Raw genomic sequence first — 25,607 nt, forward strand, 5'->3', positions numbered from 1 at the left:
CATCGGACGTCGGGACCGGGGAGGCGACCGTCGTACCGACCGGCGGCGCGGCAACGACCGTCGCCCCGCCAGCTGTGAGCCCGGCAGGGATCGACCCGGCAACCGGCGGCCCGGCGCCGACCGGGCCGGCAGTAGGCGACCCCGCAGCGACCCCGGCAGCAGGCGGCCCGGCAGCGACCGGCCCGGCAGTAGCGAGCCCGGCGGCGACCGTCTCGGCGGAGCCCTGGCCCACGGCCCGGGTCACCGGAGGGGGGCGGGGGCGACGCCCAGCCGCGCGGCCATCCACTCGCCGGTCGCCCGCAGCCCCTGCGCCCGGGCGACCGGCGTGACGTCCGGGAACAGTTGCCGCAGGGTGGTGTTGTCCGCCAGCGAGTGTGGGACGTCACCGGTGCGCGGTGGCGCGTGTTCCCGGTCGATCGGCCGCCCGAACAGCTCCTCCAACTCGTCGAGCACCTGGAGCAGACTGGCCCGCGCCCCGAAGGCGAGGTTGACCGGATGCGGGTGGTGCACCCGGCGGCGGAGCGCGTCGAGGATGACCTCGCAGACCGTGCCGACGTAGGTGAAGTCGCGGGACTGGGTGCCGTCGCCGTGCACCACCACCGGCTCGCCGCGCAGGGCGGCGTGGGTGAACCGGGGGATGACGGCCGCGTACGCGTGGTCGTGCCGCTGCCCGGGACCGTAGACGTTGAAGAACCGGAAGGCCAGTGTGGGCAGCCCGAACGACGCCTGGTGCGCCAGGGCGTACGCCTCGGTGGCGAGCTTGCTGGCCGCGTAGGGGCTCATCGGACGGGTCCAGGTCAGCTCCGCCTTGGGCAACGCCGGGTTCATGCCGTACACCGACGAGGAGGAGGCGACGAGCACGTGCCCGATGTCGTGCCGGCGGGCCGCCTCCAGCACCATCAACGTGCCGGTGGCGTTCGCGTGGTGGGAGGCCAGCGGATCGCGCAGCGAGCGGGGCACGCTGGGCAGGGCGGCCAGGTGGACCACCGCCTCCCGGCCCGCCATCGCCGTGTCCAGGGCGGCCGGGTCCAGGATCGACCCCTCGACGAGATCGACGTCCAGCCCGTCGAGGTTGCCGCGCAGCCCGACCGAGAGGTCGTCCAGGACGCTGACCTCCTTGACGGCCGGCTCGCACAGGGCGGCGCGGGCCAGGTTGGCGCCGATGAAACCGGCCCCCCCAGTGATCAGAATGCGCATGAACAACCCCCCGGATACGCACGTCACCTGTTCATCGAGCAGGTGTTCAGCACATTACGGCAGAAACGGGCACCTCATCCCATTAAGGACAAAGTTCGCAGTTGTCCATCGCGGCGGCCCGGCCGGGGTCCACCGAACGGCCGGTGGTGCTGTCCGGGAGCCGACCGACAACCGCCGCCAGCTGCGCAAACGCGCACAGTGACAGCATCGTCGCAGGTCAACACCGGAGGTGTGGAGGATGGCTGAGCTGATCGTCTACCGGTCCAACGCCCTGATGTCCGTCAGATCGCGGATCGACGCCACCCGGGACGTGGTCATGCCGGTCAACCTGGCGTACGCGGAGAGCATGGTCGGCCTGTGGCACTCCGGCCTGCCCCAGGTGAGCCTCGTGCCCTCGACCGCGACCGACGCCCAGGTGTGGCCCGTCATGTCCGCCGTCGGCACCAGGATCCACGACACCTCGGACGACAACTGCCCGATCAACACCGGCTGGTCGTACGTCGGCGGCAACCACGGCTACAACGTCGGCAACCAGATCGTCGTGACCAACCACGGCAAGACGACCGCCGACGTGGGCTCGCAGTGGAGCGACGGGACCCGCATCTTCACCCTGCTGGCGGTGACCAACGCCAACAGCCTGCTCTTCGGCAACCCGTACACGATCGTGGACGGCATCGCCCAGGGCGCCCGGGTCAGGCCGGCCGCGCCGCTCACCCACGTCTCGGGGGCTACCAACCGGACCACCGTGCCGATCACCGGCCTCACCCCCGACGTGCAGATCCGCCCGGCCACCCACTCCCACACGGTGGCCGTCGAACTCGACGGCCGGCCGGTGCCCGCCGGCCGGTCGACGGGCCAGGAACTGGTGATCCGGGAGTCCTACGTCATCCCCACCTACCAGGGGATGATCGACACGGCCCGGGCGCGGATCGGCACCCCTATCGCCACGATCATGCCGCAACTCCCGTCCCTGTGCCGGATCTCGAACGAATACCGCTGGTCGCCCGGTGGCAGCCTGATCGTCGCGCAGACGGTCACCGCCCTGAGCCGGTTCACCCTCAACGCGGGGGTCACCCAGTGCGGGCCGTTGACCCCGGTGGCCGGCGGCACCCGACGGCAGTTCATGCCGAACGTGGGGGTGGCCGGCGGCCTGAACTGGTCCGTCTGGGCGAACATCGACACCCTGACGGCGCTCACCGACTTCACCCCGGCGACGCTGCGGAACCGGCTGATGCCGGCGAGCAGCATGACCCAGTGGGTGGTCAGCGGCGGGGGTGTCCAACAGTGGGGCATCGCCGTCGGGCTGCTGCCGGTCGCGGACGGAGAGCCCGAGATCCGGGTCCGGTACACCACGGCCAAGGGCTGGTTCATCAGCTCCAGCCTCAAGAAGAACTACCCGCAACTGGTCTGGGGCCGCACCCTGGCCGCCGGCGAGTCGGTGACCGGCACCGCCTACCGCCGCTACCTGGCGCCGCCGTCGACCGCCACCGAGATCGTGGTGTCCGCCGACGGCCAGGACTTCGTGGTGATCGAACGGGTCGGCACCGTGGCGCAGGCCGAGATGGCGGTGCCGCAACTGTTCCACCGGCTGCTGGTCCCGGTCGGCCCGACGAACCTCGACGTGCCGGATCGGGTCACCGTCGACGGCATCCCGTACGCCGTGCCGGTCTCCCCCGGGTACGGGACGTGGCGCGCGGAACCCGACCGGGCCGCATCGGGACCGCTACCGGGGGCGACCGGGCCCCGGGGCAGTTACTTCCTCGTCCGGTCCGGCCCGACGCTGAGCCGCACCTGCACCGGCACCTACCAACGGCTCCTGCTGCACCCGGTCTTCCTGGCCGAACCGACCCCGGTCGACCGGGCCTGTGTGGAGGTCACCGTGGCCGGCACCGGCGTCCTGCGGCACGGCGTGTACGCCCACGATCCGGCCACCGGACGTCCCGCCGTCCTCGGCCCGATCGCCGACTTCGGCACCGTCGCCGTCACCTCGGTCGGGGTGCAGGAGTCCGTGCTGGGCGCTCCCGTGGTGCTGCCCGCCGGCTGGCACTGGTACGCGCACGTCTGGCAGGCCAGCGGCACCACGCCGCCCGCCGTACGGGCCAGTGGCGTCGGCGCCGCCACCACGCTGAACCTCGGTGCCGGCGCGGCGGCGATGACCGGGGACCGGTTCGGCTACGAGGTGACCGGGGTGACCGGGGCGCTGGGGGCGATCACGATCAGCGGGGTACACCAGTTCCCCCCGCCGCAGGTGGCGTACCGGCGGGCCTGACCGGGTGGCCCGTGCCCCGGCGGGACCGGCGGGCGTCAGCCGGTGGTGACGCCGTAGATCCGCTTCATCGCCGCGTGTTTGGCCGGGACGGGCAGGTGCCCGATGCCCAGCGACTTGGCCCGCAGCCGTTCGAGGTAATCGTCGGTCGTGCGCACCGGCCGCGCCGGGACCCCGGCCGCCACGGTGTTGTCCGGGATGTCCCGGGTGACGATCGAACCGGCCCCGATGACGCACCGGTTTCCGATGGTGACGCCGGCCAGGATCATCGCACGCATGCCGATGTAGACGTCGTCGCCGATGGTGATCGGCGCGGTCCAGTCGAGGTCGGGGTGGTCCTTGCGCAGGATCAACGTGCCACCGTCGTGCGTGACGAACTGCACCTCGGAGGTGATGAAGACGTTATCGCCGATGGTGATCAGCCACGGCTCCGAACCGAACATCGCCCGGTTGACCCCGTAGAACCTGACCCGACCGGTCAGGTTGACCCCCAGGGACCGGACGAACGCCTCAGGATCACGGGATGCGGCCAGGTGGTCCCGCACTCGCCGGACCATCGTACGAACGCGACTTGGCACTGGGCTGTCCTTCATCGCAGGGTGCAGGGCTATGGACGACCGGACCCGCGTACCTGGATCCGGTCATTGAGCCAACGAGCCGGATCCGACCACGGTGACGCAGTTCCCGCGCGAACGGATCAGCGACAGAACCGGCGGGCGTGCTCCAGCACATTGGGTTCCCGGTTCCGCTGCCGCCAACGCCGGTACCGCCGCCCGGCGGTCCCCTTCGCCTCGGCCCGTTCCCCGGCCGACCGGTCGGCGAGCAGGTCGAGGACCCGGCTGAGGCCGGCCGCCGTCGCCGGCCGGACCACCACCCCGCCGGTGTCGACGATCAGCTTGCTGAACGGCGTGTTGTCCGAACAGATGACCGGGCAGCCGGAGGCCAGGCTCTCCAGGATCACGTGGCCGAAGTTCTCGCCGAGGGTGGGGAAGAGGAAGGCGTCGTACCGGCTGAAGGTCGGCATGACGTCCGCCGCCGCGAGTTCGCCGAGGTAACGGACCCAGACGTGACCGGGCATGGCCGCGATGATCTGTTGGCAGCGCGACCAGTAGGGCGCGTCCTCCGGCGGGCCGAAGATGTCGAACTCCACCGGCCGGGTGGTCCCGGCCACCGCCTCCAGCGCCATGGACAGGTTCTTCATCGGCGAGATCCGGCCGACGAAGACCAACCGCAGCGGCCCGTCGTGTGCGACTACCGGTGGAGCCGGATGCTCCGGGATCGGGCTCTCGTTGCCGTTCACCATCACCTGCGCCCACGGCAGGTTCGCCCGGATCTGCTTCTCCTCCAGCTCACTGCACGCCTGCCAGCGCACCCGCAGCCAGCGCAGCAGCGGTGCCCACAGCGCCAGGAAGAGCCGCTTCTTGAGGGCCCGGATCGCGAGGGCGCCGGGCGACAACTCGCCGCGCGGGGCGACCAGGATGGCCCCGACGCGCACCAGACGCAGCGCCACCGCCAGGATCGACACCACCGAGAACGGCGACCAGATGCTGTTGACGTAGAGCAGGTCGATCGGGCGGGAGCGGACATGCCGGATCAGTCGGACCCAGTGCCGCGGTGCCCGCGGGTCCAGATAGAACACGGCGGAGCGGTCGTCGCGCCGCAGCAACCGTCCGGACAGCCCGGGGTAGGGTGCTGGCGAGTGGAGATCCCGGTCCCGGGTGATCAGGGTGACGTCGAGGTCCCCCGGCAGGGTGTCCAGGATGAAACGTAGGGAACGGATCGGGCCACCACCACGGAAGCCCGGTTCGAACACACCTGCGGTCGCGACCACCCGGTAGTTGCCCGTGGTCCCGGCGGGCCGGACCGCCCGCTTCGGCGACGTCGCAGCGGCGTCGTCGCGGGGGCGGGTTCTTGTCAGCTTCACCATCGGGCCCACCTTCACCGTGCCGTCCGCGGATCGGCACTCCACCTGAGTATCGGGAACGCAATGACAGCGAGGAGGGCGTCGGAAGCCGTCGGGCGCGGCCCGTACCGGATGCCCTCGCGACCTACGGACACCGGCCACCGCTGCCCTGCCGGCGCGGTCGGTGCCGCGGGGGGGTCCGGATGACGGAGAGCGACAGGCGTTCTCCGTGGCCGAAGGAGCAGCGGTTGACTACCGACGTGGTAATCGTAGGTGTGGGCGGGATGGGCCGTGAGATATACGGCGTAATTCGACTGCTGAACGCCCGGCCGGTCGACGGGACCGGATGGCGGGTGCTCGGCTTCGTCGACGACCACCCCACCGAGCCCAACGTGGAACTCGTGCGACGGCTCGGTGTCCCCTTCCTCGGGCCGACCCGCTGGCTGGCCGGACAGCCGTCCACCACCCGGGTGGCGCTGGGCGTGGGACACCCCCGGCTGCGTCGCGAGACCGACCAGGTCCTCGCCCGGTACGGGCTGCCCGCCGCCACAGTGGTGCATCCGGCTGCGGAGATCGGCCCGGACTGCGTCTTCCGGGAGGGCCTGTTCGCGGCGGGCGGTGCCAGGGTGACGACGAACGTGGTGCTGGGCCGGCATGTGCACCTCAATCAGAACTGCACCGTGGGCCACGACGCGGTCCTCGGCGACCATGTCTCGGTCAACCCCCTCGCCGCGGTCTCCGGCTACTGCCGGCTGGGTGACGGCGTCATGGTGGGCACCACCGCCGCCGTCCTGCCGAGGCTGACGGTCGGCCGGGACGCCGTGGTGGGCGCGGGCGCGTGCGTGACCCGGGACGTCCCGGCGGGCGCGGTGGTCACCGGCGTGCCGGCCCGGCCGGTGGACCGGTCAGCGGCGGATGCCCGCCCAGTCGTGGTGCCTGCGCACGGTCGAGAGGATGAAGTCGACCACCCGGCGTGACGTGTCCGGGACCTGGTAGTCGAGCGGGCAGGTGACCGGGCCGGCCGTCACCTGGGCCACCACGACCCGCACCCCCTCCACCACACCGGCCGGGTCCAGACCCGTCATCACGATCGCCCCGCAGTCCAGCGCCTCGGGGCGCTCGATGGACTCGCGCAGGGTCACCGCCGCAAACCCGAGAATCGCCGCCTCCTCGCTGACGGTGCCGCTGTCGGACAGCGTGCACCGGGCGTGCTGTTGCAGGGTGACGTAGTCGAAGAAGCCGAACGGCTCGTGGAAGGTGATGCCGTCCAGGAGCGTGCCGTCGACGGCGAGCGACTCCAGGCGCTTGCGGGTACGCGGGTGGGTGGAGACCAGCAGCGGCAGTCGCCACTCGTCCCGTACGGCGCAGAGGCAGTCCAGCAGCCGGCGGAGTCGGTCCGGGTGGTCGACGTTCTCCTCCCGGTGCGCGCTGACGACGAAGTAGCCGCCCGGTTCGAGTTCGAGCTGCGCCAGGACGGTGGACCGCTCGATCTGCGGGCGGTAGTGGGCGAGCACCTCCCGCATGGGTGAGCCGGTGTGCAGGATCCGGCGGGGATGCAGCCCTTCGGCGAGCAGGTTGCGCCGGGCGTGCTCGGAGTAGACCAGGTTGAAGTCGGCGACATGGTCGACCAACCGGCGGTTGGTCTCCTCCGGGACGTTCAGGTCGAAGCAGCGGTTGCCCGCCTCCATGTGATAGACGGGAACCTTCATCCGTCGCGCCATCAGCGCCGAGATGGCGCTGTTGGTGTCGCCGAGCACCAGCAGCGCGTCCGGACGCAGCTCACCGATCGCCTGCTCGGTGCCGACCAGCACGGCACCGAGCAGGCTGCCGAGCGACCGGGTGTCGGCCCGCAGGAATCGGTCGGGCGGCCGGACGCCCAACTCGGTGAAGAAGATGTCGGACAGCGCGGGATCCCAGTTCTGTCCCGTGTGCACCAGCGTGTGCTCCACGGTCCGGTCCAACGTGTCGATCACCCGGGCCAGCCGGATGATCTCCGGCCTGGTCCCGACGACGGTCATCACCCGGGTCACTGCACGCCTCCTCGTAGTCGATGGTGGGGTTCGGAGCGCCGCCCGGCGGGCGGCGGGTCGGTCTCACGACGATCGGCCCTGTGGAGGCACCCGGCACACCGGGTCGTCGATCGCCTGCCGTGCCTGGTCGAGAACGCTGATCAGCGGCCGGCTGGCCCGCCACCGGCGGTAGGCGTTCCCCGCCGCCACCCGGGCCGCCTGCCGCTGTGCGGGCGAGGCTGCGGCGAGCCGGGTGACCAGCGCGCCCAACGCCGCCGGGGTCAGCTCGGTGAGGACCTGCCCGCCACCGTCGCGCAGCACGGACGTCCACGGTGTCCGGTCCGAGCAGATCACCGGGCAGCACGCCGCCAGGCTCTCCGCGATGGCGTTGCCGAAGTTCTCACCCCGGGTGGGCAGGACGAACGCGTCATACCGGGAGAAGGTCTCGCCTACCTGCTCGGGGCGCAACTCTCCCCGGTAGCTGACCACGGACGGGTCCGGCAGGGCCGCTCGTAGCTGCACGCAGCGCTGCCAGTACTTCGCGTCCTCCAACGGGCCGTAGATGTCGAGCCGCACCCGGGCCCGCACCTGGGCGAGTGCGGCGAGCAGCAGGTCCAGGTTCTTTATCGGTGAGATCCGTCCGATGAAGACCAGTCGCGCGTGGTCGGTCGCCGGCAGTTCGGCCGGCGCGTGACGCGGCTCCGGGCCACTGGCGATCGCGACGACACCGATCCGGGCCCGGGGCAGCGCCCGCCGGATGTCGACGGCCTCCAGCGGCGTGCTGGCGTGCCACAGCACCCTGGGCCCCCGCAGCATCCACCGCCAGCCGGCCAGGAACATCCGCTTTCGGGCCCGGTGCAGGCCGAGAGCGGCCACACCGAACTCGCCCCGTGGAGCCACCAGGATGCGATCCACCCGCAACAGGCCGAGCCGGGCCGCGACGATGGGCAGGATCGAGAAGGTCGACCAGACGCTGTTCACGTAGAGCAGGTCGAATCGCACCGGCCGCAGGGAACGCCAGAGCGTCCGCCAGTGCGCCGGGTGTCGGACACCGAGGTAGAAGATGCTCGTCCGGCCACGTCGCACCCAGGTGCCGGAGAGCCCGGAGTAGGGATCGCTGGCGCCGAGGTCGCGGTCCCGGGTCAGCAGGGTCGTCGAGACGTCGGCGCTGGCCGTTGCGAGCACGTCGGAGATGGAGCGGACCGGGCCTCCGGCACGCCAGCCCGGGCTGAAGTAGCTCGCTGTGACCAGGACTCGGAACTTCCCCCTGCCGACACCCGCCGACCGTGTTCTCACGTCCGCCGCGGGGGTGGTGTCGCTGGCCATCCTCGCTCCTCGCTCAAGAGGTGGAACTGAGTGGGCCAACGAGCGAACGGCCATTCAGTGACTGCGCCTCGCAATTTAATCCAATTCGCCGCCACGGCCCGAATAATGGCGGCCGGCCGCCCGAATCAAGGTATAAGGATGTCGCGGAAAAAGTCCCTGGCGCAGCACGAGAGGATCTCCATGTCGCGAGTGGCACTCATATCCGGCACCACCGGCCAGGACGGCAGCTACCTGGCAGAGTTCCTGCTCGACAAGGGATACACGGTGCACGGAATAAAGCGAAGGTCGTCCTCGTTCAACACCGAACGGATCGACGGAGTCGACGTCCATCCCCGCAGTGGCGACGCACGCCTTTTCCTCCATTACAGCGACCTGTCCGACCCGGCCTCGCTGACCTCGCTGATCCGGGATATCCGGCCCGACGAGATCTACAATCTCGGCGCGCAGAGCCACGTGCGGGTCTCCTTCGACATCCCGGGTTACACCGCGGACGTCACCGGGCTGGGCGCCCTGCGGATGCTCGAGGCGGCGCGGGCGGCCGACCTCGACTGCCGCTTCTACCAGGCGTCCTCCTCGGAGATGTTCGGCTCCACCCCGCCCCCGCAGCGCGAGCAGACCCCGTTCCACCCCCGCAGCCCCTACGCGTGCGCCAAGGTCTACGCCTTCTGGTCGGCGGTCAACTACCGCGAGTCGTGGGACATGTTCTGCGTCAACGGCATCCTGTTCAACCACGAGAGCCCCCGGCGGGGCGAGAACTTCGTCACTCGCAAGATCACCCGCGCGGTGGCCAGGATCGAGGCCGGCATCCAGGACAAGCTCTACCTGGGCAACCTCGACGCCGTCCGGGACTGGGGTTACGCCCCGGAGTACGTCGAGGCGATGTGGCTGGCCCTGCAGCAGGACACCCCGCAGGACTACGTGGTGGCCACCGGCGAGGGGCACACCGTACGCGAGTTCGTCCAGGCCGCCTTCGACCGGGTCGGGCTGGACTGGCAACGGTACGTGGAGATCGACCCCGCCTACTTCCGGCCCGCCGAGGTCGACGCGCTCATCGGCGACTACTCCAAGGCCCGGCGGCACCTGGGCTGGGCACCGAAGACCCTGTTCGGCGACCTGGTACGGGTGATGGTGGACGCCGACCGACAACTCCTGGAAGACGAGCGGATGGGACGCCTCGTGCGGGTGGACCGATGAGGATCACCGTCGACGCCACCCCGATCCGCCCCGGCCACGCCGCCGGGGTCGAGGCCTTCACCTACGGCCTGCTGACCGGCATGGCCGCCGACACCTCCCACGACCTGCGGGTGAACATCCTGCGGGGCACCCTCGACCAGTGGCGTGACCAGGTGCCCACCGATCAGGTCGGTTGGACCGAGGTCGCCCAGCCACTGCGCTCGGACACTCCTCCCGGGCAACTGTTGCGCCGCTGGACACCGACCCGGGTCCGCGACTCCCTCGCCGTCCGCAGGGCGGTCAACGCGGTCCGGCAGCGCTCGGTCCCCCGGCAGCGGGGATCGGACGTCACGCTGTACCCGTTCCACAGCGCCCCGATCGGGCCCGGCCCGTCGGTCGTCGTCGTGCACGACCTGCGCCACCTGCACGCCGCCTTCCACGCCCCCGGCTTCGCCGCCGTGGTCCGGGAGAACGTGGCCCGCGCGTCCGCCCTCGTGGTCACCTGGCCCCACCCGTACCGGGAGACCCTGCGGTTGTTTCCCGAGGCGGCGGAGCGGACCGCGCTCATCCCGACCCCGACGTTCCAGCCCGCGCCCGCCCGCGCCGCCGCGCGACCGGAACCGGGCCTGCTGGTCTACCCGTCCTCCACCGCGGCCCACAAGAACCATGCGACGCTGCTGGAGGCGATGGCGTTGCTCCCGCAGTGCCGGCTGGTCTGTCCCGGCCCGCTGGTCGAGCCCGAGGCCAGTCGCCTGCTCGCCCGCGCAGCGCTGCCCGACCTGCGGGGCCGGGTGTCCTTCCCCGGGTTCGTCACCCTCGACGAGTTGAACGCCCTCTACGCCCGCGCCGACGCCGTGGTGATCCCGTCGCTCTGGGAGGCGGCGAGCGGTGCGATGCTGGAGGCGTTCAGCTGGGGGCTGCCCGTCGCCTGCGCCGACGCCGAGCCGCTGCTGGCACAGCTGGAGTTCACCGGCGCCGAGGCGACGGTCTTCCGGGCCACGGAGCCGGCGTCCCTGGCCGGGGCGGTCCAGCGGCTGCTGGCCGACCGGGCGCACTACGCCACCGCCGCCCGGCAGGCCAACGGCCGGTTGGTCACCCGCACCTGGGCGGCGACCGGTGCCGACTACCTCGACGTGCTGCGCTGGGCGGCGCAGGGACGACCGGGGCCGATGCCCCGATCCACGTTCGCCGCCGAACTCACCAGGGAGGAAGCACCGTGAGCATGGCGGACGACCGCTATCCGGTGGCCCGGCCGAGCCTCTCCGACCTGGAGGAACGGTACGTGGTCGACGCCCTCAGAAGCGGCTGGGTCTCCTCCCGGGGCCCCTACCTCGACGACTTCGAGAGCCGCTTCGCCCGGCGGTGTGCCGCCGACACGGCGGTGGCCACCGCCAACGGCACGGTCGCCCTGCACCTGGTCCTCGCCGCCGCCGGCATCGGTCCGGGCGACGAGGTCATCGTCCCCGCGCTCACCTACGTGGCGACCGCCAACGCCGTCGCGTACTGCGGGGCGCGCGCCGTCTGTGTGGACGTGCTGCCGCAGAGCTGGTGCGTCGATCCCGCCGCGGTCCGGGCCGCGATCGGGCCACGCACCCGGGCGGTCATCGCCGTCGACCTGTACGGCCACCCCGCCGACTATCCCGCCCTGCGCGCGCTGTGCCACCGGCACGGCCTGCTCCTGGTGGCCGACGCGGCGGAGTCCTTCGGGGCCACTGTCGACGGGCACCCGACCGGTTCGCTGGCCGACGCCACCACCTTCTCGTTCTTCGGCAACAAGGTGATCACCGCAGGTGAGGGCGGCTGTGTCACCACGTCCGACGAGGCGCTGGCCGACCGGATGCGGCTGTTGCGCAACCAGGGCATGGACCCGCAGCGGCGGTACTACTTCCCGGTGCTGGGCTACAACTACCGGATGACCAACCTGGCCGCCGCGCTGCTCTGCGCCCAGCTGGACCGGGCCGACGAGATCATCGCCCGGCGGGACGCGGTGATCGCCGGCTACGAGGCGCAGCTGGCCGACGAGCTGGCGCTGTCGGCGCAGCCGGTGGTCGCCGGTGTCCACCGGGCACCGTGGATGGCCGCATTCCTGGTCGGGCCCGAAGGGGACGCCACCTCCCGGGACACGGTGGCGCGGGTGCTCGACCGGCTCGGCGTGGAGACCCGGCCCTTCTTCGTGCCGATCCCCGACCTGCCGGCGCACCGTGATCCGGGCGCGCACTGCCCGGTGACCGTCGACCTGAGCAGGCGCGGCATCAACCTGCCCACCTATCCGGAGCTGACCGACGCGGGGGTCAAGACGGTGGTGGAGCGCGTCCGCGCCGCCCTGTCGACCGTCGCCTGACCCGTCGGCCCGCCCCCTGCGGCCCGCCCGTCGGCCCGCGCCCGGCTCACCCACCGGGCGGTCCCGCCCCGGCTCACCGGCCGGGCGGGACCGGGTCGAGCCGGCGGTGTGCCGGCGCGCGGTGCGCCGCACGGTGCCGCAGCAGCAGCAGGTAGCTGCTGGCCCAGGCGACCGCGCTGACCAGAGCGAGCACCGCGAGCGCACCGGCCGCACCGGTGGCCCCGAACAGCACCGCCGCGCCGACGACCACGGGCACCCGCAATCCGCCCAGCAGGATGCCGAGCAGAATCGCCCGCCGGTTCGCCTGCTCCACCCGCAGCCCGGCGAAGCCGACGGCAGCCGGCACCGCGAACAGGCTCTCCAGCGACAGCAGCACCAGCAGGCTGCGGGCCAGGTCCCAGTTGCCGCCGAGCAGCGTCCTGCCGACCGCGTCGGGCAGGAGGGCGACCGCAGCCGTCATCGGCAGGATGCCGGCAGCCACGAGCAGCGAGACCCGAACGGCCGCCCTGGACCGCACCTCCCGGGACTCGGTGCGGCTGCGGGCCAGGTACGGCAGGGTCAGCGTGGCGGCGGTGGAAAGCACCAGGTTCACCGGCCCCAGCAGCGTCCTTCCGGCGCTCAACGCCCCGACCACCGAGGTGCCCGCGAAGGCGGCCACCGCGCTCAGCGACAACTGCGCCGATCCGGTGGTCAGCAGGAACTGCGTGCCGAACCCCACCGCGACGCGGCTCTCCGCCCTACCGATGCGCCAGCCGGGTCGCACCACGTAGCCGCGGCGGACCCCGACGACCACGCCGATCAGCCCACCAGCGAAGGCCCAGATGCCGACCACGTACGGCGCGTCGAGCAGCCGGAGCAGGCCGCACAGCGCGGCGCAGCCGGTCACCGCCGCCCAGGCGGTCTCCTGGAACAGCGCCCCCGACGGGGTGCCGACGCCGACGGCGATCGCCTTCGCGTAGTCGTAGAGCACCAGACCCGGCAGGGCGAGGCCCACGCACACCAGATAGGGCGAGCCGTACGCCGCGCCCGCGGCCCCGAGCACTGTGCCGCAGACCGTGCCGAGCAGGGTGACCCTCCGGGCGGCGGAGGTGACGCCCGTCCCCGCCGCCAGGACGGCGTCGGTCACCATGCTGCGGACCAGCCCGGAGCCGAGAACGTAGAACGAGAAGGCCAGGGCGAACTCGCCCACCCCGCCGATCGACTCCAGCCGGGTGACGGTGATCGCCACCAGCAGGTTGCCGCCGCTGGACAACCCTCCGACGAGCAGGGCGAGCACGGCCCGACCACCGCTGCGGGGGACGACCGGGGCGTCGCCACGACCGACGCGGGAGCGGGCCCGAACGGTCACCGGGCGGCACCCACCAGCAGTGGCACCCGGTCGTCCCGCCCGACGGGGGCGCGACGGGTCAGCCACAGCAGGAGGAAGACCGGTACCGCCGACATCAGGTGTTGCAGGAAGCCGATGGTGGAGTCGGGATAGGTCCCGGACCAGAGCAGCACATCGGAGAAGACCAGGCAGAACAACGTCAAGCGGGCCGGGCCCGGTCGACCCCGCCAGCGCAGCAGCAGCGCCACGAACCCGGCCCAGAAGGCGTGCACGGCCACCACCCCGACGGGACCGTCGAACAACCAGATGTTGCCCAGCAACAGGAAGTTGAAGGCCGACGTCGGCCCGCCGCCGAGGAACTGGTTGATCCGTTGCCCGGTGGACAGCGCCGGCCGGTCCGGATCAAGCACCCGGGGCACCAGCCCGTACCGGATATAGTCCACGACACCGGGCTGGCCGATCTCGACCGGCACCTCGAAGCCCGCCACCGCCGTGAGTTGACTGTCCAGACGGATCCGGTCGGCGGCGGTGACCTGGGTGTCCACCACGACTCCGTGCTCCTCCCGGATGGTGTTGCGCTGGGCGAACATGGCGGGCCAGGCGAGCAGGAGGACCACCGCCCAGAGCAGGAGATGACGCAGCCGGAAGACGCCGCAGACCGCCCCGGCGGCAGCCACGAAGAACACCAGCGCGACCAGTGGCGCGGAACGGGCGGTCAGCGCTGCGACGTACGCCTCCACGCCGACGAGAGCGGTCAGCCAGCAGTACAGCTTCGGCTGCGAGAGCCGACCGCTGAGTCGGCTGCCCACCAGCAGGGCGAAGCCCAGCGTGCCCCAGCCGGAGAAGAGCGCACACACCATCCCCAGAGGTGTGTCGGACAGGTCGCCGGTCACCTGGGCGACGACGGTCCCCCGACCGAGGTGGGCCCCGACGATGTTCGCCGCGATGCCGGTCAGGGTCACCAGCCGGGCCACCGGATAGATCTGGGGGTACCGGGCGGTCGCCTGTCGCATGCCCTGCCGCCACTGCGGATCGGGACGCCCGAAGGCCAGGCCGGCCGTCTCCACACAGACGCTGCCCAGCAACGCCAGGCCCACCAGGAACACGAGGAAACCGGTACGCGGGTTGTGGTGGAGCACCACCATCGGAACGATGAACACCGCGTACGGGGCGAGCACGAGGAAGCTGACGGGATAACACCGCAGCAGCCCGCCGACGAACTCCCGCTGACGTTCCACCCGGGCACTTCGCCCCGGTCGGGTCATGCGCGCGTCCGGCCGGGGAAGCTCCGGGCCAACCACAGCAGAGAGAAGACCGCCATCGCCGACACCACGTGTTGCACGAACCCGATCATCGAGTCGGGATAGGTGCCGGACCACAGCAACGCGTCGGAGAACACCAGACAGACCAGACTCAACCGGGCCGGGCCGGGCCGTCCCCGCCAGCGCATCAACAGCGCCACGAACCCGGCCCAGAAGGCGTGCACGGCCACCACCCCGTCGGGACCGTCGAAGAACCACATGTTGCCCAGCAACAGGAAGTTGGAGGCCGACGTCCGGCTACCGCCGAGGTACTGGTTGATCTGTTGTCCGGTCGTCAGAGCCGGCCGGTCGGGGTCCAGGATCCGTGGCACCAGACCGTATCTGAGGTAGTCGACGCCCTCGGGCTGACCGAGGTCGACGGGAACCTCCGTCTCCGAGACGACAGTCAGTTGCCGGTCCAGGCGCATCCGGTCCGTCGCGGTGACCGCGTCGTCCACCGCGACGCCCTGGTCCTCCCGCAGCCCGTTGCGGTAGTCGAACATGGCCGGCCACAGCAGCACCAGCATCAGCGTGCCGACCATCAGGTACCGCAACCGGAACACGCCGCAGACCACCCCGGCGGTGACCGCGAAGAAGACGAAGGCGATCAGTGGCGCCGTGAGGGCGGTCAGCACGGTGACGACGGCCTTGCTGACGACGAGCGCGCCCAGCCAGACGCACAGCTTCGCCTTGGACAGGTAACCGCCGAGGTGGCTGGCGACCAGCAGCGCGAACCCGAGCGCCGCCCAACCGGAGAACAACTTGGTCACCGCCACCATGGGCGTGTCGGCCGTCTCCCCGGAGATCTGCGCGACGAGGTTCCCCTCCCCGAGGTGCGCCCCCAGCAGTTCGGCCGCGATGCTGATCAGCACGACCAGGCGGGCCACCGGATAGATCCCGGGGTGCCGGGCGGTCGCCTGGCGCATGCCGCGCCGCCACTGCGGATCGGGCCGCCCGAGGAGCAGGCAGAACGTCTCCACGGTGACGGTGCCCAGCAACGCCAGGCCCACCAGGAACACGATGAAGCCGGTGCGCGGATTGTCGTTGACCACCGCCATCGGCAGGATCAGCAGCGCGTACGGGGCGAGCACCAGGAAGCTCACGGGATAGCAACGCAGCAGCCGGCCGACCAGTTCCCGCTGACGTCCCGACGACGCTGCACGGGCCGGACGGGCTGCCCGGGGGTCGACGACACCGATCTCGGAGCCAGGGTCGGAGACCGCCCTGGACCAGGTCATCGTCCGCCCCCCTCACCCGTTTTCGGTCGCCTCATGCGCAACGATCGAGTCGAGATCACGAAACGCTCCGGAGCGGAAACTCCGGGTACCGGGGGCAGCACGGCGTGCGCCCCGCCCGGTGGCCGGACGGGGCGCAGGGCAGCCTCCGGGACTACGCCAGCACGGCGTCGACCAGGGCCTTCGCCTCCTGTTGAAGCTGGGCCAGGTGCTCCGGCCCCTGGAACGACTCGGCGTAGATCTTGTAGACGTCCTCGGTGCCCGACGGCCGGGCGGCGAACCACCCCGACTCGGTGGTCACCTTCAGCCCACCGATGGACGCCCCGTTGCCCGGGGCGCTGGTCAGCGTGGCGGTGATCGGCTCACCGGCCAGCTCGGTGGCGGTGACCTGCTCCGGGGAGAGCCGGCCGAGCACCGCCTTCTGCTCCCGGCTCGCCGGGGCGTCGATCCGGGCGTACGCGGGTGCGCCGAAGCGTTCGGTCAGCGCGGCGTAGTGCTCGCTCGGGGTCCGGCCGGTGCTGGCGATGATCTCGGCGGCGAGCAGGCAGAGCAGGATGCCGTCCTTGTCGGTGGTCCAGGTGCTGCCGTCGCGGCGCAGGAACGACGCCCCGGCGCTCTCCTCGCCGCCGAAGCCGACAGTGCCGTCGAGCAGCCCGGGGACGAACCACTTGAAGCCGACAGGCACCTCCAGCAGCGGCCGGCCCAGGTCGGCCGCGATCCGGTCGATCATCGAGGAGGAGACCAGGGTCTTACCGACGGCCGCCGCCGGGTTCCACCGCGACCGGGTACGGAACAGGTGGCCGATCGCCACCGCCAGGTAGTGGTTGGGGTTCATCAGGCCACCGTCGGGGGTGACGATGCCGTGCCGGTCGGCGTCGGCGTCGTTGCCGGTGGAGACCTGGAACCGGTCCCGGGCGGCGATCAGCGACGCCATCGCGTTCGGCGACGAGCAGTCCATCCGGATCTTGCCGTCCCCGTCCAGGGTCATGAACCGCCAGGTCGGGTCGACCAGCGGGTTGATCACGGTGAGGTCGAGGCGGTGCCGCTCGGCGATCTCACCCCAGTAGGCGACGCTGGCCCCGCCGAGCGGGTCGGCCCCGATCCGCACCCCGGCGTCCCGGATCGCCTCGATGTCGAGCACCGATGGCAGGTCGTCGACGTAGCCGGCGAGGAAGTCGTACGTGCCTGTGGTGTCGGCGGCCCGCGCCCGCGCGTACGGGATGCGTCTGACCTCCTTGAGCCCGGCGGCCAGGATCGCGTTCGCCCGGTCCTGGATCCACTTCGTGACGTCGGTGTCGGCGGGCCCGCCGTTGGTCGGGTTGTACTTGAAGCCGCCGTCGTCGGGCGGGTTGTGCGACGGGGTGATCACGATGCCGTCGGCGAGCCCGTCGGTGCGCCCCCGGTTGTGGGTGAGCACGGCGTGCGACAGCGCCGGGGTGGGGGTGTAGCCGTCCCGGCTGTCCCGCAGCACGGTGACGTCGTTGGCGGCGAGCACCTCCAACGCGCTGACCTCGGCGGGAGCGGAGAGCGCGTGGCTGTCCCGGGCCAGGAAGAGCGGGCCGGTCAGGCCCTGTTCCCGGCGGTAGTCGCAGAGCGCCTGGGTGACCGCGAGGATGTGATCCTCGTTGAAGGCGTTGCGCAGGCTGGACCCCCGGTGGCCGGAGGTGCCGAACGAGACCTGCTGCGCCGGGTCGTCCGGGTCCGGGTGCTCGGCGTAGTAGGCGGTCACCAGCCGGGGCACGTCGACCAGGTCGGCGGGACCGGCGGGCTGTCCGGCACGGGGGTGGGCCACTGCGGAAACCTCCTCGATGGTACGGATGGAGCGCTGTCTTCCCCGGCGACGGCCGGGCCGCACCCGGCTCAGGGGCCGGGCCGCACCCGGCTCAGGGCTCGATGCGCTGGCCCTTGCCGATGACGACGATGCCGTTGTCGGAGACGGTGTAACGCTGCCGGTCCTTTTCCAGGTCGACGCCGATCTCGACGCCCTCGGGCACGAAGACGTTCTTGTCGAGGATGGCGTTGCGGACCACCGCGTGCCGGCCGATCTCGACGCCCTCCATCAGCACCGCGCCGTCGACCTGCGCCCAGGAGTGCACCTTGACCTTGGGCGAGACGACCGAGTTCTCCACCAGCGAGCCGGAGATCACCGCGCCGGGCGAGATCATCGACCCGACCGCCCGGCCGACCCGCTCGCCCCACTGGTGGACGAACTTCGCCGGCGGGTACGGCGGCTGGTCGGTGTAGATGGGCCAGTCGAAGTTGTAGAGGTTGAACACCGGGTGCACGTTGATCAGATCCATGTGCGCGTCGTAGAACGAGTCGAGCGTCCCCACGTCCCGCCAGTACCCCCGGTCCCGGTCGGTGCTGCCGGGCACCTCGTTGTCCTGGAAGTCGTAGACGTTGGCCTCGCCCCGCTCGACGAGCATCGGGATGATGCTGCCGCCCATGTCGTGCTTGCTGGTCTTGTCGGCCGCGTCGCGCTCGACGGCCTCGCAGAGCGCCCGCGTGGAGAAGACGTAGTTGCCCATCGAGGCGTAGATCTGGTCGGGGGCGTCGGGCAGGCCCACCGCGTCGGTCGGCTTCTCCCGGAAGGCCCGGATCCGCTTGCCGTCCTCGCCGACCTCGATCACGCCGAACTGGTCGGCCATCGACAGCGGCTGCCGGATGCCGGCGACGGTGACCGCCGCGCCGGAGGCGATGTGGTCGTCGACCATCTGCCGGGGGTCCATCCGGTAGATGTGGTCGGCGCCGAAGACGATCACGTGCTCCGGCTGCTCGTCGTTGATCAGGTTGAAGCTCTGGTAGATCGCGTCGGCGGAGCCGGCGAACCACCAGGGGCCCCGTCGCTGCTGGGCCGGCACCGGCGTGACGTAGTTGCCGAGCAGCGTCGACATCCGCCACGTCTTGGTGATGTGCCGGTCCAGGGAGTGGGACTTGTACTGGGTCAGCACGACGATCTTGAGAAAGCCGGCGTTCGCCAGATTGGACAGGACGAAATCGACCATGCGGTACATCCCGCCGAACGGGACGGCCGGCTTGGCCCGGTCCGCGGTGAGCGGCATGAGGCGCTTGCCCTCTCCGCCGGCCAGGACGATCGCGAGCACCTTGGCAGCCATGACCAGACGCTATCCATACCGCTGCGACTTCACCACTCGTACGGGCACAGTTCCGTGCCGGGTGCGCGGCCGGTTTCTGCACTAGGGTGCCGGGCATGACCGACTCCGCCCCGCTGCGCGTGGACCTGCTGACCCGGGAGTACCCGCCGGAGGTGTACGGCGGCGCCGGGGTGCACGTCGAGTACCTGGCCCGGGAGCTGCGCCGGCTCGCCGAGGTCCGGGTGCACTGCTTCGGCGCGGCGCGCACCGAGCCGGGCGTCACCGCGTACCCCGAGCCGGCCGGCCTGACCGGCGCGAACGCCGCGCTGCGCACCATGGGCGTCGACCTGGCGATGACCGCCGGGTGCGCCGGCACCGACGTGGTGCACAGCCACACCTGGTACGCCAACCTGGCCGGGCACACCGCCAAGCTGCTGTACGGGGTGCCGCACGTGGTGACCGCGCACAGCCTGGAACCGCTGCGCCCGTGGAAGGCCGAACAGCTCGGCGGCGGCTACGCGCTCTCCTCCTGGTGCGAGCGGACGGCCATGGAGTCCGCCGACGCGATCGTCGCGGTCAGTGCGGGGATGCGGCGGGACGTGCTGACCGCCTACCCGGCGGTGAACCCGGACCGGGTCCGGGTGGTCTACAACGGTATCGACACCGCCCAGTACGCCCCGGACCACGGCACCGACGTGCTGGACCGGCTCGGCATCGACCCCGCCCGCCCCAGCGTGGTGTACGTGGGGCGGATCACCAGGCAGAAGGGCCTGCCCTACCTGCTGCGCGCGGCCCGGGAGCTGCCCGCCGACACCCAGTTGGTGCTGCTCGCCGGCGCCCCGGACACCCCGGAGATCGCCGCCGAGGTGGAGGGGCTGGTCACCGAGCTGCGGGCCAACCGGTCCGGGGTGGTCTGGGTGGCCGAGATGCTGCCCAAGCCCGAGGTGATCCAGGTGCTCACCCACGCCACCATCTTCGTCTGCCCCTCGGTCTACGAGCCGATGGGCATCGTCAACCTGGAGGCGATGGCCTGCGAGACGGCGGTGGTGGCGACCGCCACCGGCGGCATTCCCGAGGTCGTCGCCGACGGCGAGACCGGGCTGCTGGTGCCGATCGAGCAGGCCGGCGACGGCAGCGGCAACCCGCTCGACCCGGACCGGTTCGTCGCCGACCTGGGCAAGACGATCAACGAGCTGCTGGCCGACCCGAAGCGCACCGGGATGTTCGGTCTCGCCGGCCGACGACGGGCCGTGGAGCACTTCTCCTGGGACGCCATCGCCGTCCAGACCCTGGAGCTGTACCGCTCGCTACTGGCATAGGGCCCCGTCCTCCTCGACCATGTCGGCTGCTCTCGGCTGACGCGGAGGGTGGCGGCGAGGCGGGCCAGGGCGGGCGGGTCGGCGGCCAGCCAGGCCACCTCCGGCCGGTCGACCTTGAGCAGCACCAGCGCGACCGGGCCGTACCCCCGGTGCCTCGACGTGGCAACGGGCCAGCGCGGCCAGCACCGGCTCGACGTCGGTGACGGGTTCCGGTCGCGCCGACTCCCCGGCGACCCACCGGCAGCGCGAGCAGTACCGGTCGAGCGCCTGGCCGGTGCGTCACCCCGACGGGGGTACCACTCCCCAGAGAGTCGTATGCCTGTCAGGCATAAATATGCCTGACAGGCATACCGATCTACGACGAAAGTGCTGCCGAGCGAAGCCAGGTCCATGACCATCCCGATGGGCTATCGGAAGATAGCCGCCGACCTGCACGCCCGCATCCAGCAGGGCGAGTACCCACCGGAGAGCCGGTTGGCCTGCCGTCGAGAGGAAACGGAGGGAGGGCTGATGAGCGACCTCCATGACTGGGACGACATCCGCGCCGATCTACACGACGGCGACGACGGCGACGACGACGCGCTGGACGTGACGCCCGGATCATCTTCGACTACGGCAGCGACCTCCGTCAGATTGCCTGACCTCGGCCCATCGCGTCGTCGGTGGATAGCCCTCGACCGCGTCGGCGACCTGGACGGCGATCACCGTCAGAGGCGGAAACCCGGCCTTCCAGCGGGTGGCGGACCGGCCGGGCCGAGCGCGAGGGGATCTCGCACAGTAGGTTGAGCGGGTGAGCGGACGGTTCCCGATCGAAGACGTCTCCCCCATCGTCGCCTGCGGTCGCTACCCGGCCAAGGCGGTGGTCGACGAGGTAGTACCGGTGTCGGCACGCGCCTACCGGGAAGGGCACGACGCGCTCGGCTGCAACGTGGTCTGGCACGGCCCGGACGGCGCGACCCGCCCGTTCACCCGGATGCTCCCCGGTGAACCGGGGCAGGACCAGTGGCACGCCACCATCCGCCCGGACGCGGTCGGCGAGTGGACCTTCACCGTCGAGGCGTTCCAGGACCCGTACCTGACCTGGCACAACGCGGTGACCAAGAAGGTCGCCGCCGGGCAGGGGGCGGCCGAACTGGCCAACGACCTGGCCGAGGGCGTCCGGGTGTTGACCGCCGCCCTGGCACTCGTACCGGCAGGTGAGGCCGGGCGGGTCGAGGCGGCGGTGGCCGCACTGGGCGACAAGGAGGCCGACCTGGCCCGGCGGGTAACCCCGGCGCTCGACCTGGCCGACCTGCTCTGGGCATACCCGGTGCGGGAACTGGTCACCGCCGGCACGCCGCACCTGCTCTGGGTGGACCGCCCCCGGGCCCTCTTCTCCGCCTGGTACGAGTTCTTCCCCCGCTCCGAGGGCGCGGTCCCGGCCACCGTCGACGCGCCGGCCCGCTCGGGCACCTTCGTCACCGCGCTGGACCGGCTGCCCGGGGTCGCGGCGATGGGCTTCGACGTGCTCTACCTGCCGCCGATCCACCCGATCGGCCGGGTCAACCGCAAGGGCCGCAACAACGCGCTGACCGCCGGGCCGGACGACGTCGGCTCGCCGTGGGCGATCGGCGCGGCCGAGGGCGGCCACGACGCCATCCACCCCGACCTGGGTACGCCGGCCGACTTCCGCGAGTTCGTCGCCGCCGCCGCCGAGCAGGGCCTGGAGGTGGCGATGGACCTGGCGTTGCAGTGCGCCCCCGACCACCCGTGGGTGACCGAGCACCCGGAGTGGTTCACCACCCGCGCCGACGGCAGCATCGCGTACGCGGAGAACCCGCCCAAGAAATACCAGGACATCTACCCGGTCAACTTCGACAACGACCCCGACGGCATCCGGGCCGAGGTGCTGCGGGTGGTGCGGCACTGGGTCGGCGAGGGCATCCGGATCTTCCGGGTGGACAATCCGCACACCAAGCCGTTCGACTTCTGGCACCGGCTGATCGCCGAGGTCAAGCGCACCGACCCGGACGTGCTCTTCCTGGCCGAGGCGTTCACCCGGCCGGCGATCATGCACGGGCTCGGCAAAATCGGCTTCACCCAGTCGTACACCTATTTCACCTGGCGTACGACGGCGGCCGAGATGCGGGAGTACTGCGAGGAGCTGGTCGCCTCGGTCGACTGGATGCGGCCGAACTTCTGGCCCAACACGCCCGACATCCTGCACGAGTCCCTGCAACACGGGGGGCCACCGATGTTCAAGATCCGGGCGGTGCTGGCCGCGCTGCTCAGCCCGTCCTGGGGCATCTACGCCGGTTTCGAGCTGTTCGAGCACGTCGCCCGCCCCGGCGCCGAGGAATACCTCGACAACGAGAAGTACGAGCTGCGCCCCCGGGACTGGGCCGGCGCGCAGGCGCACGGCCGCTCGCTCGCCCCGTTCGTCGCCACCCTCAACCGGGTACGCCGGGAGCACCCGGCCCTGCACCGGCTGCGCAACCTGGTCTTCCACGACATCGACAACCCGGCGTTGCTCTGCTGGTCCAAGCGCGACCCGGACACCGGCGACACGGTCATCGTGGTCTGCTCGTTCGACTCGCACACCGTGCAGTGGGGCAACACCACCCTGGACATGCCGGCGCTCGGCTTCGACTGGCACGAGCGGTTCACCGTGCACGACGAGCTGACCGGGGCCGGCTACGAGTGGGGCCAGCGCAACGCGGTCCGGCTCGACCCGTACCTGCAACCCGCGCACGTGCTGACGATCCGCCGCCCGCCGACACCGCCCACCGCGATGCCGGCCGGTACGGAACCGGCCGCGCTGACCGTCGAGGACGTGCCCGGCGAGCTCTCCGGCGGCACCGCGCCGACCGCGCCCGCCCCTGAGGTCGCCCGGTCGCCCGACCCCACCACGACCCGCACCGCCGGGACCGGCCGCAAATTCAAGAACGGCCGGACCAGGACCGGCCGGACCCCGCACGGCAGTACTCCGACCGACCCCGCCTCGAAGGACGCCAGATGGACCAGCTGATCGCCGGCGCGACGCACGACCCGCACGCCCTGCTCGGCGCGCACCCCGCCGACGGGTGGACCACGATCCGCACCATGCGGCGGGGCGCCGGTGACGTGGTGCTGCTGGTGGGCGACGACCGGCACCCGATGAAGCGGGTGCACGACGTCGGCGTCTTCGAGGCCCGCGTCGAGGGCAGCGTGCTCGACTACCGGGTCGAGGTCGACGGCTGGCTCACCGACGACCCGTACCGTCACCCGCCGACCCTCGGCGAGCTGGACCTGCACCTGATCGGCGAGGGCCGGCACGAGCGGCTCTGGGAGGCGCTCGGCGCGCGGGTGCGCGACGACGGCGTCGCCTTCTCGGTGTGGGCACCCAACGCCCGTGGGGTGCGGGTGATCGGCGACTTCGTCGGCTGGGGGCCGGACGACGGTTGGCCGATGCGCTGCCTCGGGTCCAGCGGCGTCTGGGAGATCTTCGTGCCCGGCGCACCGGAGGGGGCGCGTTACAAGTACCGCGTCCTCGGTGCCGACGGGCAGTGGCGGGACAAGGCCGACCCGCTTGCCAACTACGCGGAGGTGCCGCCCGCCACCGCCTCGGTGGTGCACCGGTCCCGCTACGAGTGGACCGACGCGCGATGGCTGGAGCGCCGGGCCCGCCGGCAGCCGCACCAGGAACCGATGAGCGTGTACGAGGTGCACCTCGGCTCGTGGCGGCCCGGCCTCGGCTACCGGGAGCTGGCCGAGCAGCTCACCGCGTACGTCACCGAGATGGGCTTCACGCACGTGGAGTTCCTGCCGGTGATGGAGCACCCGTTCGGCGGTTCCTGGGGCTACCAGGTCACCGGCTACTTCGCGCCCACCTCCCGGTTCGGTGACCCGGACGACTTCCGGCACCTGGTGGACCGGCTGCACGCCGCCGGCATCGGGGTGCTGCTGGACTGGGTGCCCGCGCACTTCCCCAAGGACGAGTGGGCGTTGGCCCGCTTCGACGGCACCCCGCTCTACGAGCACCCCGACCCGCGTCGCGGCGAGCACCCCGACTGGGGCACGTACGTCTTCGACTTCGGCCGCCGGGAGGTGCGCAACTTCCTGGTCGCCAACGCGCTCTACTGGTGCGACGAGTTCCACATCGACGGCCTGCGGGTGGACGCGGTCGCCTCGATGCTCTACCTGGACTACTCCCGCCCCGAGGGGCAGTGGCTGCCCAACCAGCACGGCGGCCGGGAGAACCTGGAGGCGATCGCCTTCATGCAGGAGGTCAACGCCACCGTCTACAAGCACCACGCCGGGGTGGTGATGATCGCCGAGGAGTCCACCGCCTGGCCCGGGGTGACCCGGCCCACCGCCGACGGCGGGCTCGGCTTCGGCTTCAAGTGGAACATGGGCTGGATGCACGACACCCTGCTCTACACCGCGAAGGACCCGATCTACCGGCAGCACCACCACCATCAGCTCACCTTCTCCCTGGCGTACGCCTGGAGCGAGAACTACGTGCTGCCGATCAGCCACGACGAGGTGGTGCACGGCAAGGGCTCACTGGCCGGCAAGATGCCCGGCGACACCTGGCAACGGCTGGCAAACGTACGGGCGCTGCTGGCGTACATGTGGGCGCATCCGGGCAAGCAACTGCTCTTCATGGGCTGCGAGCTGGGCGACGACCGGGAGTGGAGCGAGGAACGCGGGCTGGACTGGTATCTCCTGCACGATCCGGCGCGGGCCGGGGTGCAGCGGCTGGTCGCCGACCTCAACGCCGCCTACCGGGACACCCCGGCGCTGTGGGCGCAGGACACCGACCCGGCCGGGTTCCGCTGGATCGCCGGGGACGACGTCGCCAACAACGCGGCCTCCTTCGTCCGGATCGCCCCGGACGGCGCGACCCTGGTCTGCGTGGCGAACTTCTCCGCGAGCCCGCTGGAGGACTACCGGGTCGGCCTACCGGCCGGCGGCAGCTGGACCGAGGTGATCAACACCGACGCCCAGCACTACGGCGGCTCCGGGGTGGGCAACCTCGGCGCGGTGCACGCCCAGGACGTCCCCTGGCACGGCCTGCCCGCCTCGGTGGCGCTGCGGGTCCCCCCGCTCGGCGTACTCTGGCTCCGCCGCGACTGAACCACCCGCACGGGACGC

The 25,607-nt window shown here is 71.5% G+C and carries 19 protein-coding genes; 9 read left to right on the forward strand and 10 right to left on the reverse strand.

Annotation, left to right across the window (positions count from 1 at the left end):
- Positions 1-240: 240 nt before the first annotated feature.
- Positions 241-1,197, reverse strand: coding sequence for an NAD-dependent epimerase/dehydratase family protein (locus OHQ87_RS14780; protein ID WP_328348649.1), 957 nt, complete (start codon positions 1,195-1,197; stop codon positions 241-243).
- A gap of 238 nt (positions 1,198-1,435) precedes the next feature.
- On the opposite strand from OHQ87_RS14780, the gene OHQ87_RS14785 reads away from it, so the two are divergent.
- On the forward strand, positions 1,436-3,466 hold the full coding sequence (locus OHQ87_RS14785; protein ID WP_328348650.1) for a hypothetical protein: 2,031 nt from the start codon (positions 1,436-1,438) through the stop codon (positions 3,464-3,466).
- A gap of 35 nt (positions 3,467-3,501) precedes the next feature.
- On the opposite strand, the gene OHQ87_RS14790 is transcribed toward OHQ87_RS14785, so the two are convergent.
- Together OHQ87_RS14790 and OHQ87_RS14795 are read right to left on the reverse strand one after the other, a co-directional pair.
- Positions 3,502-4,056 (reverse strand): acyltransferase, encoded by a 555-nt coding sequence (locus OHQ87_RS14790; RefSeq protein WP_328348651.1) that lies wholly within the window; start codon positions 4,054-4,056, stop codon positions 3,502-3,504.
- A 104-nt stretch (positions 4,057-4,160) separates the two neighbouring features.
- Positions 4,161-5,390, reverse strand: coding sequence for a glycosyltransferase family 4 protein (locus OHQ87_RS14795; protein WP_328348652.1), 1,230 nt, complete (start codon positions 5,388-5,390; stop codon positions 4,161-4,163).
- Positions 5,391-5,569: 179 nt separating this feature from the next.
- Between OHQ87_RS14795 and OHQ87_RS14800 the strand changes: the two genes are divergently transcribed.
- Positions 5,570-6,343, forward strand: a complete 774-nt coding sequence (locus OHQ87_RS14800) for a NeuD/PglB/VioB family sugar acetyltransferase (RefSeq protein ID WP_328348653.1) — start codon at positions 5,570-5,572, stop codon at positions 6,341-6,343.
- Here OHQ87_RS14800 and wecB read toward each other — a convergent pair.
- Positions 6,272-7,396, reverse strand: coding sequence for a non-hydrolyzing UDP-N-acetylglucosamine 2-epimerase (wecB, locus tag OHQ87_RS14805; protein ID WP_328348654.1), 1,125 nt, complete (start codon positions 7,394-7,396; stop codon positions 6,272-6,274). The two genes, OHQ87_RS14800 and wecB, sit on opposite strands and share 72 nt — an antisense overlap.
- Positions 7,397-7,459: 63 nt before the next feature.
- Complete coding sequence (locus OHQ87_RS14810; protein WP_328348655.1) at positions 7,460-8,701, reverse strand: glycosyltransferase; 1,242 nt, start codon at positions 8,699-8,701, stop codon at positions 7,460-7,462.
- A 180-nt stretch (positions 8,702-8,881) separates the two neighbouring features.
- Between OHQ87_RS14810 and gmd the strand changes: the two genes are divergently transcribed.
- The 3 genes from gmd to OHQ87_RS14825 are packed head-to-tail and all read left to right on the forward strand — an operon-like array spanning position 8,882 to position 12,215.
- On the forward strand, positions 8,882-9,895 hold the full coding sequence (gmd, locus tag OHQ87_RS14815; RefSeq protein ID WP_328348852.1) for a GDP-mannose 4,6-dehydratase: 1,014 nt from the start codon (positions 8,882-8,884) through the stop codon (positions 9,893-9,895).
- Complete coding sequence (locus OHQ87_RS14820; protein WP_328348656.1) at positions 9,892-11,094, forward strand: glycosyltransferase; 1,203 nt, start codon at positions 9,892-9,894, stop codon at positions 11,092-11,094. The genes gmd and OHQ87_RS14820 overlap by 4 nt, the downstream gene beginning before the upstream one ends.
- Positions 11,095-11,096: 2 nt before the next feature.
- Positions 11,097-12,215, forward strand: a complete 1,119-nt coding sequence (locus OHQ87_RS14825; protein ID WP_328348853.1) for a DegT/DnrJ/EryC1/StrS family aminotransferase — start codon at positions 11,097-11,099, stop codon at positions 12,213-12,215.
- 73 nt (positions 12,216-12,288) lie between these two features.
- On the opposite strand, the gene OHQ87_RS14830 is transcribed toward OHQ87_RS14825, so the two are convergent.
- From OHQ87_RS14830 to glgC, 5 genes are all read right to left on the reverse strand, one after another.
- Complete coding sequence (locus OHQ87_RS14830; RefSeq protein WP_328348657.1) at positions 12,289-13,563, reverse strand: hypothetical protein; 1,275 nt, start codon at positions 13,561-13,563, stop codon at positions 12,289-12,291.
- Entirely contained in the window at positions 13,560-14,780 is a 1,221-nt protein-coding gene (locus OHQ87_RS14835) for a hypothetical protein (protein ID WP_328348658.1), read from the reverse strand. The genes OHQ87_RS14830 and OHQ87_RS14835 overlap by 4 nt, the downstream gene beginning before the upstream one ends.
- Before the next feature lie 23 nt (positions 14,781-14,803).
- Positions 14,804-16,081, reverse strand: a complete 1,278-nt coding sequence (locus tag OHQ87_RS14840) for a hypothetical protein (protein WP_328348659.1) — start codon at positions 16,079-16,081, stop codon at positions 14,804-14,806.
- A 151-nt stretch (positions 16,082-16,232) separates the two neighbouring features.
- Positions 16,233-17,870, reverse strand: a complete 1,638-nt coding sequence (gene pgm / locus OHQ87_RS14845) for a phosphoglucomutase (alpha-D-glucose-1,6-bisphosphate-dependent) (protein WP_328348660.1) — start codon at positions 17,868-17,870, stop codon at positions 16,233-16,235.
- A gap of 91 nt (positions 17,871-17,961) precedes the next feature.
- A complete protein-coding gene (glgC, locus tag OHQ87_RS14850; protein WP_328348661.1) occupies positions 17,962-19,194 on the reverse strand; it encodes a glucose-1-phosphate adenylyltransferase in 1,233 nt (410 codons plus the stop codon).
- Between the two features lie 95 nt (positions 19,195-19,289).
- Here glgC and glgA point away from each other — a divergent pair, with 95 nt between their 5' ends.
- The 4 genes from glgA to glgB all read left to right on the forward strand — a co-directional run bounded on the left by glgA (position 19,290) and on the right by glgB (position 25,589).
- Entirely contained in the window at positions 19,290-20,492 is a 1,203-nt protein-coding gene (gene glgA, locus OHQ87_RS14855; protein WP_328348662.1) for a glycogen synthase, read from the forward strand.
- 390 nt (positions 20,493-20,882) lie between these two features.
- On the forward strand, positions 20,883-21,278 hold the full coding sequence (locus tag OHQ87_RS14860; protein WP_328348663.1) for a hypothetical protein: 396 nt from the start codon (positions 20,883-20,885) through the stop codon (positions 21,276-21,278).
- Positions 21,279-21,282: 4 nt separating this feature from the next.
- Positions 21,283-23,499: an alpha-1,4-glucan--maltose-1-phosphate maltosyltransferase gene (locus tag OHQ87_RS14865; RefSeq protein ID WP_328348664.1), complete on the forward strand. Its 2,217-nt coding sequence runs from the start codon at positions 21,283-21,285 to the stop codon at positions 23,497-23,499.
- Entirely contained in the window at positions 23,487-25,589 is a 2,103-nt protein-coding gene (glgB, locus tag OHQ87_RS14870) for a 1,4-alpha-glucan branching protein GlgB (RefSeq protein WP_328348665.1), read from the forward strand. The genes OHQ87_RS14865 and glgB overlap by 13 nt, the downstream gene beginning before the upstream one ends.
- Positions 25,590-25,607 lie beyond the last annotated feature (18 nt).

The organism is Micromonospora sp. NBC_00421 (assembly GCF_036017915.1).
Classification (GTDB): domain Bacteria; phylum Actinomycetota; class Actinomycetes; order Mycobacteriales; family Micromonosporaceae; genus Micromonospora.

Coding starts and splice junctions, on each gene's coding strand:
- glgC (WP_328348661.1), bottom strand. CDS start 19,194: ATGGCTGCCAAGGTGCTCGCGATCGTCCTGGCCGGCGGAGAGGGCAAG.
- glgB (WP_328348665.1), top strand. CDS start 23,487: ATGGACCAGCTGATCGCCGGCGCGACGCACGACCCGCACGCCCTGCTC.
- OHQ87_RS14825 (WP_328348853.1), top strand. CDS start 11,097: ATGGCGGACGACCGCTATCCGGTGGCCCGGCCGAGCCTCTCCGACCTG.
- OHQ87_RS14820 (WP_328348656.1), top strand. CDS start 9,892: ATGAGGATCACCGTCGACGCCACCCCGATCCGCCCCGGCCACGCCGCC.
- OHQ87_RS14780 (WP_328348649.1), bottom strand. CDS start 1,197: ATGCGCATTCTGATCACTGGGGGGGCCGGTTTCATCGGCGCCAACCTG.
- OHQ87_RS14795 (WP_328348652.1), bottom strand. CDS start 5,390: ATGGTGAAGCTGACAAGAACCCGCCCCCGCGACGACGCCGCTGCGACG.
- OHQ87_RS14810 (WP_328348655.1), bottom strand. CDS start 8,701: ATGGCCAGCGACACCACCCCCGCGGCGGACGTGAGAACACGGTCGGCG.
- OHQ87_RS14785 (WP_328348650.1), top strand. CDS start 1,436: ATGGCTGAGCTGATCGTCTACCGGTCCAACGCCCTGATGTCCGTCAGA.
- OHQ87_RS14840 (WP_328348659.1), bottom strand. CDS start 16,081: ATGACCTGGTCCAGGGCGGTCTCCGACCCTGGCTCCGAGATCGGTGTC.
- glgA (WP_328348662.1), top strand. CDS start 19,290: ATGACCGACTCCGCCCCGCTGCGCGTGGACCTGCTGACCCGGGAGTAC.
- OHQ87_RS14790 (WP_328348651.1), bottom strand. CDS start 4,056: ATGAAGGACAGCCCAGTGCCAAGTCGCGTTCGTACGATGGTCCGGCGA.
- OHQ87_RS14860 (WP_328348663.1), top strand. CDS start 20,883: ATGACCATCCCGATGGGCTATCGGAAGATAGCCGCCGACCTGCACGCC.
- gmd (WP_328348852.1), top strand. CDS start 8,882: ATGTCGCGAGTGGCACTCATATCCGGCACCACCGGCCAGGACGGCAGC.
- OHQ87_RS14800 (WP_328348653.1), top strand. CDS start 5,570: ATGACGGAGAGCGACAGGCGTTCTCCGTGGCCGAAGGAGCAGCGGTTG.